Genomic DNA, 13,032 nt, shown 5'->3' with positions numbered 1-13,032 from the left:
AAAAGGGAGCGAATAATCGCTCCCTTTTTTCGTTTAAGTCACCTAAGTAGCGACAGACTGTTCACCTATAACCAAAGCTGGCTAATTGGCTGCTGACGATTGTAATGATAAGCAATTTGAGCCTGTAGTAACTCGGCGGTTGCAACGGCATCAGTCAACGCGTGGTGAGGTGTGTACTGAGGCAGACCATAACGCGTCCTGCTTGCGCCCAGCCTTACTGATTCAGGCTTCTTGCCGCGGATTTTATTGATAATGCCGCCGCTGAGTCTTTGCTGAATGTGGGTTTCAATATGCATGGTATCCACCACTGGAAACTCAATCCCTTCCTCAATGCGAGTGAGTAGGGCGCGATTAAAGAACTCCCGTTCAATGCGCTCATAATGCACAACCATGATCTTGCCAGCCATTTGCTCAAGTACCTGATCAAATACCTCTTCTAAGTCTGGTGCGTCCAATACGTCTGAATGGGTGATCCCGTGAATCACCACAGACTCTTCTGCCAGTTGTTTTTGGGGTCTTACAGTCCAGTGCCGTGCTTGATTCACGAAGATACGATTAAGTGTAAACGGCACCGTACCGATGGTGATGATGTCGTCTAGATCAGAATCCAAACCCGTCGTTTCGAAGTCCATCGCCAAAAACACGACCTCTTCTAAAGGAGTGTTTGGTTCTGGCAATGCGCACTCGTAATAGTGTTTCAGGCGCTCATCGCGTACCGCTTCCAGTTTACGTTTGAATTTGGTCGGCCAGTCGATGCTCGGTGGACTCATCAGTTTTTTAATCATGCGTGCCTCACTTGAACTTTTGGCTAGCTTGATAGCGGAACTTGAGGAAGTTCTGCCCGTTGCTGAGGATCTGGAACGCATCTTTAAGATTACGGCGTTCAAAGTCCGACAAGCTTTCTGGCTCGATGTTGTTATCCGGCTCAATCTCATTCTCTACGTCAAACGCTTGGTGGCGAATACGCACCATAGAGATAAATTCAAGTGCATCGCGCAGGTCACGTGCTTTACCTTTCGGTAAAATGCCCGCTTCGTGGATATCGTCGAGGCGCTCAAATGAGTTCTTAGAACGTGAGCCAACCGCGAGAGCGTGAACACGAATCAAATCCGCTAGCGGTGCCGTTCCGCGGCGTTTGAGGTTGATGGAGTTTTTGTGTTGACCATCTTTCTCCATCACGAAGTCTTTAAAGAAGCCTAAAGGTGGCGTACGGTTCATCGCGTTACGGGCAAGACACGCTAAGAAGCGATTGTTCTTACGTGCACGACGAACAATAAAACCGTTGAGCTGCTCAGCCCACTTTAATCGTCCGTACACGCCATCCAAATCAAAGAAGATTGATGCATTAAGCAGGGCTTTCGGGTTTGGATCGTCAATCCAGTCGGCAAAACACTCTTCCCACTCGCTGCGAGTCATACGCCACATCGGGTTGGTTGCCATAATGTCGCCAGTACAGTAGCAGTAGCCACACTTGTCCAGACCATCACAAACGCGCTTGGCCAACTCGGCAAAGTAAGCGTCGTGCTCTTCTTTAACAAAGGTGTTGTCGAGAATGATCGCGTTGTCTTGGTCAGTAACCAGCAACTGCTCGTCACGTCCCATTGAGCCGAGAGCTAGAAAACAATAAGGAACCGGCGGTTCACCAAGTTCTTCTTCTACTAGTTCAATAATACGTTGTTTAAAGCTACGGCCAATCACCGACATTGCGCTGCCCACCATGTGTGAATTAGCGTCTTCGTTTACCATACGCACAAAACTGCTTTTCACTTGTTCTGATACCGCCGCGAGGTCATCGATAGATTGCTGCTGGAAAATGCTGCTTACTAACAGCAGTGAGTTTTGTGATTCGTAACGAACAATGTCCGTGGCTTCAATAATACCAATCGGCTTATTGTCTTTAAGCACAGGTAAGTGATGAACGTTGCAGCGCAGCATGGTTAGCATTACTTCGTGAACGTAAGCATTGTGGTCAAGTGAAATCAGCTCGGTGGTCATCACGCTAGAGACGTCTTCGTTTGGATCGAGACCTTGCGCAACAACGCGGGTGCATAAATCCCTATCGGTGATAATGCCAACCAATGGCGAAATATCATCTTCGTTGTCTTCGTGGATATTTGGGTCGATGACCAATAACGCAGACACCGCTTCTTCTGCCATCTTAATTGCAGCGTTTTGGATGGTTTCATTGTTGTACACGAACGGCGCGTCACGCGTCAGCAGCGTGCTGACTTTCGAAGAAGTGAGGTCATTTTGGTCTTGAGTGCTGGACACCGCTTGGCGAAGGCGCGCGTTATCTTGTACTTCGACAAAATCAGCGAATGACTCGTGGTTATCGTAGAGTTCTTGGAATACTGACTCTGGGATACAGTAGAGCAGGGTATCTTTAGTCGCTTTAGCAGGGAAACGCACCTTGTTGTTGGTGAGCAGTCCCATCTGACCAAACAACGCGCCTTCGTCTAGGCGGTTGTATAGCTCACCTTTACGACGGTAAATTTCTACTTCACCGCTTCTCACCATATACAGATCGTGGATTTCGTCACCAAAGTGGATGACTGGGGTGTCTTCACGGAAATAGGATATCTCGACGTGCTGAGTGATAAAATTCAACACATCGTCTTCTAGCTCGTCGAATGGTGGGTGTTGGGCGAGGAAATTTTTGATTTCCAGTAGTTCTGCTTCCATGAAGAGTTCCATTGTTAGCTGAGTGTCTTTCAATGGTACATGATCTTAGCCGCAATTTCGTGGTTAGTGGCTGTCTTAAGCTTAAAAAATAAAGGCTTAGATTACGATCTAAGCCTTTGTCATCAGAATTGAACGTGTTTAGTTACTAGCTTAGGCCGACGATATCACCGTTTTCGTCTAAGTCGAGGTTCATAAAAGCGGGCTTATCAGGTAAACCCGGCATGGTCATTACGTTGCCACACAAAGCGTAGATAAACCCTGCGCCAGCACAGAGTTTGAGTTCGCGTACTGGCACATCAAAATGGCTTGGCGCACCTTTGACCGAACCTATGGTGGAGATAGACAACGGCGTTTTCGCTAAACACACCGCTAAATTGTCGTAGCCGTGGGTCTTAAACTCTTTTAGCTGGGCTTTGGCTTTGTCGCTCAATGTAATGCTGCAGGCACCATAACCAAGCTCCGCAACCGCCATCAGCTTTTCTTCGGTCGGTTGGTCAAATTGATAAAGCGGCGTGAACTCAACGTGTTTCTTGGTCTGTTGCACAACTTTTTGCGCCAATTCAACCGTACCTTCGCCACCTTTGGCAAATCCTTCACTGATCGCTACTTCAACGTCGTGTGGTAGCGCTTCGATCATCGCTTTGAGGGCGAATAACTCTTGCTCAGAATCTTGTGGGAAGCGGTTAATTGCCACAACGGCTGGAACGCCATATTTGTTGACGTTGTTGATGTGCCATTTGAGGTTTTCAAATCCCGCTTCGAGCGCGTTTTGGTCGCATTCAAACAAGGATTCAGGAATCGATTGGCCAGGTTTGAGATCGTAAAGCCCTGAGTTAGCTTTGAGACCACGCAATGTTGCGACAATCACGGCGCAATCTGGTGCTTTACCTGACATTTGCGCTTTGATGTTACACGCCTTTTCAAACCCCATGTCTGAACCAAAGCCGCCTTCTGTTACAGTGTACTCGCTGAGTTTGGTTGCGATATTGTCCGCAATGATTGAAGAGTTGCCGTGGGCGATATTGGCAAAAGGACCCGCATGGATCAGGGTGGGAACGCCTTCTAAAGTCTGCATTAGCGTCGGTTCGATGGCTTCTTTCATGCTAACAGCCATTGCACCAGCAACTTGCAGATCTTCGGTTGTGACCGGATTACCATCAAGGTCGTAAGCGACGACAATTTTACCAATTCTAGTTCTGAGGTCTTTTAAGTCAGTTGCCAGCGCTAGGATCGCCATTAGTTCCGATGCCGCTGAGATATCAAAACCGTCTTCACGTTCAAAGCCATTAATGGTTTTATCTGCTTCGTTTCGACCAATCGTCACCATACGCAGTGCGCGGTCGTTGTGGTCCATTACACGTTTCCAGACCACACGTTTGATGTCGATACGCAGCGCTTTGAGCCCGCTACGCTGCTCGAAATCTTGATAACCATTACGCTGCTCGTGGTAAATTCGCGCATCAATGGCTGCCGCAGCTAGGTTGTGTGCCGCGGTGACGGCGTGAATATCACCAGTCAGGTGCAGGTTTAACTCTTCCATTGGCGCGACTTGCGAATAGCCGCCACCGGCCGCGCCACCTTTTACGCCGAATACTGGGCCCATAGAAGGTTGTCGAATGCACGCCATTACAGAATGGTTAAGTTTAGCCAGGCCTTGAGCTAATCCGATAGTGGTAACAGTTTTTCCCTCACCGAGAGGCGTTGGAGTAATCGCGGTAACGAGCACGAGTTTGCCAGTCGGCTTCGGTGCTAATCGTTTTAAGCTGTTGAGCGAGACTTTGGCTTTATGCAGCCCTTGACTGTGGAACTCAGAATCGAGTAAGCCTGCTCGTTGAGCAACCTCGGTAATTGGCAGCAATTTAGAAACGCGACAAATTTCAATATCGGACAGCATAAAATCCTCAAAATAGACACACAAATAGTGGGGCAATCGTTTGCGCTGGAATAATAGCGTTTAAAAGTCCTTTGTAAAGAGCTAATTCTAGCTTGCTGTCGACTTTAACTTAAAACGGGTAGCGATTAAACGAGAAAAGAGTAAAAAAAGGACCTACCCGAAGGTAGGCCAAAATCCCTAAAGTTTCCTTGTGGAGCAAGGGTGTGGGGGAGGGTGATTAACGTTTGGAGAACAAACTAAGCGGCGACACATTCCTTCTTCTTGAGCTGCACAAGACGGCTGATGTTAATGTCGCCAACGCCTTCTACTGATTCAAAACGTGAAATCAGTAGCGAAGAAATGTTTCGTTTTTCTAACTCGCCGTTGATTAGCGGCAAAACGGTAGTCGTCACTTCTGAGTTGTTTGGTACTGGTTGCGCGTAGACCGGCTCAACACCACGTAGGATAGACAGTTTTGCCAGTAGCTTTTCGTCGCTGCTTAATGCCCAGATGGTCGCGCGGCTGTGGCAACGAGACATCAATAGCGGGGTTTCGCCACTTTCGGTAAATACTGCCACGCCCAAGCGGTCTTCTGAGCGAGTTGCGGAAATCATTGAAGAGACCGCAAAGCTCTTGCTGCTGTCGCTGCATAGCTGCTGGATCTGCTCCCAACACGTGCCAGAGCATGATGTATCCGCTTCAACACCTTCTGCGATACGCGCCATAGCTTTCACTGCTTCAACTGGGTAAGCGCCCATTGCGGATTCAGCAGACAGCATCACAGCGTCAGTACCATCAATGATAGCGTTGGCAACATCCATCACTTCTGCACGCGTTGGTAGCGGGTTTTCAATCATTGATTCCATCATCTGCGTTGCAGTGATAACTGGTTTACCGAGGTGTTTAGAGCGTGAAATCAACGCTTTTTGTACGACTGGTAGGCGAGCATCACCGATTTCAACGCCTAAGTCGCCACGTGCAACCATGATGACGTCAGACGCTTCGATAACTTTGTCCATTGACTCTTCGTCAGTCACGATTTCAGCACGCTCTACTTTAGCGACGATTTGAGCGCTACAACCCGCTTGGCGAGCAATGGAACGTGCGTAATGAAGATCGTCTGCGTTACGTGGGAAAGAAACCGCGAGAAAATCCGCGTCAATGACGGCTGCGGTTGCAATGTCTTGTTTATCTTTCTCTGTTAGCGCTGGTGCAGATAGGCCACCACCTAAGAGGTTAATGCCTTTACGGTTTGATAGTTTGCCACCGTTCATCGCACGTGTTTTAACCAGTTGCTTCGCTTTGTCGACTTCGAGTGTTTCTAGTTGAATTCGGCCGTCATCCAGTAGCAGGATATGGCCAACTTCTAAGTCGTTGATCAGTTCTGGGTAGTCAAGACCAACCGATTCTTGATTGCCTGCTTGTGGGTCTAATGTGCCGTCTAGGTAGAAAATGTCGTCTTGCTTAAGAGTGATCATGTCTGACTCGAAGCCAGAGATACGAATTTTTGGACCTTGTAGGTCAACGAGAATACCAACGTGTTTGCCGAGTTGCTTAGCGATAGAACGGACTTTTAGCGCTGTTGCAACATGGTCTTCCTGTTTACCGTGTGAAAAGTTCAGGCGGACGACGTTAACGCCAGCGAGAATCATTTGTGAAAGAGTTTCTACATCTTGGCTCGCCGGGCCTAAAGTTGCGACGATTTTAGTTTTATTCATAACTTACCTGTAACTACACGATTAAAATGAGTAAATAAAAAGTGGGGTGGCTGGTTATGCCGTTATTTATAGTTGTTGCCACTTGTTTTGAGCCATCGTGCAAGTGACTGTGTCATCTACAAACGCTAGGCTTTCACCAGCCTAAGGGGGCCGAGGCCCCCTTGTATTTCGTTAGTTAGCAGTGCTTTCTTTTAGCTCAGCTTGTGGTTCGTCGATATCAACAACTTTCTTCGCGTTCCATACTGTTAGAGCAAGAAGTAGAGATACAACGCCTGCCGCTAGCCAGAAGTACTGTGCTTGAGAGAAGTCATATTTTGATACGCCATCAACTTCAGTGATCTTGATAAGCGATGCTGAAATCACTTCCTGAGCAGATGCCGCCATGTAAGAGAACAGACCGATGAAGCCTTTTACCGCACCGACTGCGTTCTTAGGCATTAGGTCACAAGCCGTTAGACCCGCTAGGAATACAACCAGACCACCAATTGCGAAACCGATTAGACCTAGAGCAACAGCGTCGATTACACGGTTGTCTGGACCGAAGAACATCAGACACATACCAGCGATGTTTGCGATACCGTAAAGTAGTGTTGGGATGTGACGGTTAGCGTTAAATACTTTGTCAGAGATGATGCCTGATAGAATCGCACCCGCTAGACCCGCGATTGGGTAAGTAGACATTGCGAAACCAGCGTCAATCAGTGAATAACCTTTAGACTCTTGTAGGTAAAGTACCGCCCAAGAAGACATCGCGTAGCGAGATACGTACATCGCAGCACATGCAGCAGCAATTAGCCAAACTGTAGGTTGCTTAAGGATGAACATTTGCGCACGGCGCGTTTCTTTTGGATCGTTCTTTTTCTTGATTTCAGGTTCTTCGTCAAATGCTGTTGCTGCATCTGGTAGACCGTAAGTTTGTGGGCGGTCTTTAAGGATGAAGAACATACATAGTGCTGCGATAATTGCCGCAATACCTGCACCGATGAAACCAGCTTGCCAACCTAGGTAGCTCACTAGAGTTGCCGTTAGGATCCAAGTGATACCTTCACCGATGTTACGAGAACCACCCCAGATAGAGTAACGGCTACCACGTTGCTTTGGTGAGAACCACTGGAATAGTGATACACAAGAAGGTGCAGAACCAACAGATTGGAACCAACCGTTCAAACCCCAAAGAAGGATAAAGAAGAACGCTGTTGTGTTAAGACCCATGAAAATCGCTGTTGCACCCGAAAGTAGCAGCGAGAACGACATAAAGCGGCCGATGTTGGCATAGTCAGAAAGGAAGCCGTTTGAGAATTTACCAATTGCGTAAGTGAAGAAGAACGCAGAGCCCATGATACCCAGTTCTTCGATGCTTACGATGCCGGCATCTAGCATTGGTTTTTTTACTACACCTAAGCTCATACGAACGACGTAGAACACGGCGTAACCAAAAACAAGACCTAAGAATACTTGCCATTGGTAGCTTTTGAATCTGGCTTGCATAGCCTCTTTGTTGCTGTCGGACAAAGGTAAGTCCGGACGCGTTTTGAAGAAATTGAACATAATTGTTTCACTCCGTGGATTGTGACGGTAAATGAGTTGTCGGGAGCATCATGCAAACGAAGCGGTAGAACTTCAAAAATGGGGATTTGAGACAAAACTGACTCAAACAAGTAAAAAGCATGAGTTAAAATTGCCACGTTTCACCATCCAAGCCGGGGTGAAATTGATAAAATTATGTCTAACGAAATGACGATTTGCGTCAGCAATGACACAAACCGGACAAACACAAATTTTGTGTCTGATTATGAGATTTTGAATTGACGCACATTTTTAAGGGATTTTGTGATTTGAACACTAAGAGCACCGGAACAAAGTTAACTGCATTCGCCGCTTTCTTAGCGAGCATTGCCGCGCCAGTAAAGGCAGAAAAAGATGGGTTAGTCATCCTAACCACTTTTTCTGGAGAGCCTTTGGCCGAGCTAATTTCAGAATACAAAACACAATACCCAACGGTGGATACTTCTCTGATTTACCGCCGTACTCAGTCTGCCAGCCACTTGCTGAATAAAAGCTATATACAAGATATCGACCTTGTACTGAGTTCTTCTCCTTTTGTTATGAAAGACCTCGACCAGCACGAATTACTATCTACAGCATCGTTTGGTGCAGAGATGCCGGATTGGTTAAGTCCGTTTGTGCTGCCGAATCAAGATAAAGTAGTTAGTGTTGGCTATTCAGGTGCTGGTTTGGTGTGGAATAGGGATTACCTCAAAGCCAACGGTCTTGAGAAGCCAGAAAAGTTCATCGATTTAACCTCACCCGCATATTATGGCCATATCACCATGAGCACTCCGAGCCGCTCGGGTACGACTCAGATGATGGTTGAGAGCATCTTAGCGCGATACGGTTGGGACCAAGGCTGGTCGATTCTCCTAAACGTTGGCGCCAACTTAGGAACCATTTCTTCACGCAGCTTTGGCGTGAGTGACTACGTAGCGAAAGGGCAATTTGGTATCGGTCCAACGATTGATAGCTACGCGTTGGTGTTGCCAAAGCGATACCAACACGTTGGTTTTAGTTACGACCAAGACTTCACACTGATGCCAACCTATGTTGCGATCCTCAATAAACCGGGCGTTAACGAAATCGCCCATCAGTTTATTAAGCTGCTACTGTCAGACAAAATTCAAAGCGAAATGTTGGAATCAAACTTTGCTAAGCACTCGATTTCAGATAACTCACTGCTCAGTGAGCAAGTTCCTTCGTTGGACTTAGACAAACTGATGAAGCGTGAGAAGTTGGTTAACCTGATTTTTGATGAAGCGATCACCAAGCGCTTACCGGAGCTACAAGATGTTTGGTTGAGCTTGTCACGCTTCAAAACCAAGTATCAGGACAAGCCGGAACAGTTAAAACGAATCGATGCGCTGATCAGCAAACTGTTTGCCATTCCATTTAGTGAAGAACAAGTTGATCAGTTGGGCGTAAGTGTCGCGCAAGCGACTGAAGGCAACGCAGACGCCGAAGGATTAGAAGTCGCGATGTTGGCCGAGTTTAGTTACCGATTCGGTGTGGAGTTTGATACTAACCTGCAAGAAGTCGAAATCGAGTTTCGTAAACTACAGAAAGAGCTAGGCAAATGAAAAAGTGGAGTACCATCGGTGCGAAGCTGATCCTAGCGTTTACAGGCACAACCGCGCTTCTCACCGTGGTGAGTGCCGTGGCTTGGTTGACCTGGAGCCGATTGGACGGCCAAGTTAGCGAACTGCTCGAAAACAGCGTACCCAAATACAACACCAGCTATCTGCTTGAAAGCCGAAGCAGTGAAATTCGTCACCGCGTGCAGCTACTGCCGACACTCACTAATCGCGTCGAGATCGACAGCTTAGTAGTAGAGCTCTCTGAACAGCTCGCCGCTGTCAAAGCCGCGTTAACCGATGTGCAAACCAACCCGCTCGACGATGAAGAAGCCGCGATATTGTCGGAGTTGTACCTAGAGCTAGAACAAACGTTATCAAACTACAGCCATTTGGTGCAGCAACGCGTTGAGCAAACACGCCAAATCAACAAACTCAAAGAGCAAATCAGCTGGCTACATCAGGATATTCGCTCTGAACTTACGCCGATTCGTCAAGAACTGCACTGGCTGATCAGCCGTGGTGAAGACGGTGAAGAGCGTACGATTGCGTTAGAGCAGTTGCGTACGATTCAGCACGTGTTGGATGTGGAGTCGGACGTGTTCTCCATGACCAGCGATGTGATGGAAGCCGAGCAACTGGCGCAAGTGCATAACGCAATAAAAGTAATCCAATACAAGCTGGATGAACTGATCAAAAGTAGCCAACCAATTCTCTCGTTGCGCTCATCGATCTCTTATCAGCAGTTGATTCAAGAGCTGGAAGTATTACTACTGCCGCAAGGCGTGTTTTATCTACAGGCGTTGGATAAAGTCGCACTGAATCATCGAATTGCCAGCCTGCAGGAGCAGATTGATACCCAGCTTGGTGAAATACACAAACAGATCGCTCAAGTGGTAAAGCGCGCTGACAAAACATTTGTCGACGTAAAGAAACAGACCGCGACGTTGGTTTCTTACGGTAACCACATCCTGATCGTGTGTTTCAGCGTTTCGATTTTGATGTCACTGTTTTTGACGTACTATTTTATCAACCGACGCATTGTGGCGCGTTTGACCGCTATCAGTAACAGCATTGATGCGATCACTAAAGGTGACTTAAGTCACCCGATATTGGTCGATGGCGACGACGAAATCGGCCGCTTAAGCGAAAAACTGATCGAGTACGGTGAAAGTGTCAAAGAGATGCAACGAACCAACGCGGTCAGCTTAATCAATAATACCTCAGCAAGTTTACTGACTTGTGATTTAGCCGGTTACGTAGAGTCTGCCAACCTAAGTGCACGCCGATTGCTGACGATGCAAGGAGAAATCGAGCAGAAGCTGATTTGGCAATCGTTTGAAGGTGACAACCAGCTGATTTTGGCGCGTGTGTTCAAACGCGGTGGTACCCTGTTCAAAGAAGGACGTGATGAAATCACCCTTTGTGTAGTTGGTTTGACCCACTGTTACCTGCATTTCGACTTCCACCTCTTTTCTCATGGCCAGTTGAATAAAGTGATCGTGACAATTACGGACATCACGGAACAAGCCTTGACCGCAAAAGAACTGGAACGCCGCGTCGCAGAGAAAACCCGCGATTTGGTTGAAAAGAACGAAATGCTGTGTGAAGAAATCAACGAGCGTGAGCGCACCGAAATGCATCTGAAGAAAACTCAGGGTGAGTTGATCCAAGCAGCGAAAATGGCGGTGGTTGGGCAAACCATGACCAGTCTTGCGCATGAACTTAATCAACCACTCAACGCGATGTCGACTTACCTATATAGCGCTAAACTTTCATGTGAGAGTGGAAATGTTGCAGCGGTGAACAAGTCGATTGATCAAGTCGAAAGCTTGTCGCACCGAATGAGCAAAATCATCAGCAGTTTGCGCAGTTTTGCGAAAAAACCCGATGCTGAGCAGCCTGCCCGTCAACTGATATTAAAGGATGTGGTTGAGCAAGCGATTACGATTGTAAATACCAAAGCCAAACGACAAATGATTGAAATCGATAATCAAATTGATGACAACATGGATGTGTTTGGTAATGAACTGGCGATTGAACAAGTGCTGATCAACTTGTTGGTGAACAGTTGCGACGCGATTAGCGAGCTCAATGCTAGCGAACGTAAGATTACCATTTTACCGCTGTATTCCAGCGACACACACCATGTGGTGGCGATTGAAGACAGCGGAACTGGGTTTGATACTCATATTGTAGAAAAGTTGTTTACTCCATTCACAACAACCAAAGAGGTCGGGTTAGGGCTGGGTTTGACCATTAGCCAATCATTAATGGAGAAGTACGCTGGACATATCTACCTTGCGTCCAGTTTGGAAAAAGGTGCTTTAGTTATTTTGGAATTGCCGTATGCAAAATCATAAATTTTCCGTGCTCTTGGTGGATGATGACCAAGATGTGTTGGACTCGTATAAACACTTAATGGACATTGCGGGTTTAACAGCGAAAGCCATTTCTGACCCTACTCAGGCATGTCAGCATTTGTCGACCGATTGGCCGGGTGTGGTGCTGCTTGATATGTACATGCCTCAAATCCACGGCTTGCAGCTTCTGGAAAAGATTAAACAGATTGATGAGCGTATTCCGGTGATTGTGATTACTGGCCACGGCGACATCCCGATGGCGGTGGATGCGGTGAAAAAAGGCGCGTGTGAGTTTGTTGAAAAACCAATTAATCCGGCGCAACTGCTTGAGATGGTCAAATCGCACTTAGATATTCGTTCTGCATTCGTTGAGCAAAAGCGCGCGATGGTCTCTACGATAGATAAAACGCTGATCGGCAACTCCGCACAACTTGATCAAATTCGTCATTGCGTATCTCAGTTTGCGCTGCTGAAAAACCACGTGGTGGTGTGGGGTGAGTCTGGCAGTGGTCGTCACCTAGTAGCGCATCTTATCCATGATATGTCGGAAGAAGGCGAGACGCGCTGTGAGTTGCTGAGTTCTGAGCAGGATACGACACCAGAACAGCTCACGGCTGAGCTGGATAATATAGCGGCAGGTACGTTAATCCTTGACCATGTCGAGCGTTTGAGTGAACCATGCCAACGTCTGTTAGCACAATGGTTGATCGAACAAGAACGTAGCAATCACCCGATCCGCGTGATTGCGGTTTTCAACCACGAACCAGAGCAATTGATCGCCCAAGCCAGTCTCACGCCTGAGCTGTATTACATCCTCAACCAAGGGGTCATTGAAGTCCCTGGGTTGCGTCAGCGCCCAGACGACGTCGCCGTTTTATTTCACCATTTTTTGAAATTGAGTTGTAAGAAACTGGGTAAAACAGTACCGAAAGTAGAGTCGAGTTACTTGTCGGTGCTGCGCGCTCACCATTGGCCGGGCAACGTGCGTGAGCTGAGAAATGTCGCAGAACTTTACGCGGTGGGAATTGTAAAACTCACCGGCAAAGAAAAGCTTTATACTCAAGCGGAACTGCAACTTCCGCTGGATGAGCTGGTTGATGATTATGAAAAAGGCGTGATAGAAGACGCGTTATTCCTGCATTCAGGCCGAGTCACCGATGCTGCAGCTTATCTTCAAGTGCCGCGCAAGAAACTCTATTTAAGAATGCGTAAGCATGGCATTGATAAAGTCTCGTTTAAGAGCCGATAAAAAAACACCCCACAATTTCGTG

At 47.3% G+C, this 13,032-nt stretch carries 8 protein-coding genes; 3 read left to right on the top strand and 5 right to left on the bottom strand.

Translation table 11 applies throughout. The annotated features are described in order from the left end of the window. Positions 1–65: 65 nt before the first annotated feature. From HCZ42_RS15045 to HCZ42_RS15025, 5 genes are all read right to left on the bottom strand, one after another. Positions 66–785: a 3'-5' exonuclease gene (locus HCZ42_RS15045; protein WP_167421467.1), complete on the bottom strand. Its 720-nt coding sequence runs from the start codon at positions 783–785 to the stop codon at positions 66–68. A 7-nt stretch (positions 786–792) separates the two neighbouring features. Then, positions 793–2,682, bottom strand: coding sequence for a DUF294 nucleotidyltransferase-like domain-containing protein (locus tag HCZ42_RS15040; RefSeq protein WP_167421466.1), 1,890 nt, complete (start codon positions 2,680–2,682; stop codon positions 793–795). A gap of 145 nt (positions 2,683–2,827) precedes the next feature. Further along, positions 2,828–4,576: a formate--tetrahydrofolate ligase gene (locus HCZ42_RS15035; RefSeq protein WP_167421465.1), complete on the bottom strand. Its 1,749-nt coding sequence runs from the start codon at positions 4,574–4,576 to the stop codon at positions 2,828–2,830. Between the two features lie 236 nt (positions 4,577–4,812). Beyond that, complete coding sequence (gene pyk / locus HCZ42_RS15030; protein WP_167421464.1) at positions 4,813–6,273, bottom strand: pyruvate kinase; 1,461 nt, start codon at positions 6,271–6,273, stop codon at positions 4,813–4,815. A 171-nt stretch (positions 6,274–6,444) separates the two neighbouring features. Next, complete coding sequence (locus HCZ42_RS15025) at positions 6,445–7,821, bottom strand: MFS transporter (RefSeq protein ID WP_167421463.1); 1,377 nt, start codon at positions 7,819–7,821, stop codon at positions 6,445–6,447. A 287-nt stretch (positions 7,822–8,108) separates the two neighbouring features. Here HCZ42_RS15025 and HCZ42_RS15020 point away from each other — a divergent pair, with 287 nt between their 5' ends. The 3 genes from HCZ42_RS15020 to HCZ42_RS15010 are packed head-to-tail and all read left to right on the top strand — an operon-like array spanning position 8,109 to position 13,010. After that, the gene (locus HCZ42_RS15020; RefSeq protein WP_167421462.1) at positions 8,109–9,404 is read left to right on the top strand and encodes an ABC transporter substrate-binding protein; all 1,296 of its coding nucleotides are present in this window, start codon (positions 8,109–8,111) and stop codon (positions 9,402–9,404) included. After that, positions 9,401–11,761 (top strand): ATP-binding protein, encoded by a 2,361-nt coding sequence (locus HCZ42_RS15015; RefSeq protein WP_167421461.1) that lies wholly within the window; start codon positions 9,401–9,403, stop codon positions 11,759–11,761. Before HCZ42_RS15020 ends, HCZ42_RS15015 begins: the two co-directional genes overlap by 4 nt. Further along, complete coding sequence (locus HCZ42_RS15010) at positions 11,748–13,010, top strand: sigma-54-dependent transcriptional regulator (RefSeq protein WP_167421460.1); 1,263 nt, start codon at positions 11,748–11,750, stop codon at positions 13,008–13,010. Before HCZ42_RS15015 ends, HCZ42_RS15010 begins: the two co-directional genes overlap by 14 nt. Positions 13,011–13,032: the final 22 nt, after the last annotated feature.

Source organism: Vibrio hepatarius, from assembly GCF_011806575.1.
GTDB lineage: Bacteria > Pseudomonadota > Gammaproteobacteria > Enterobacterales > Vibrionaceae > Vibrio > Vibrio hepatarius_A.
This window is presented reverse-complemented; position numbering and strand designations above follow the sequence as displayed.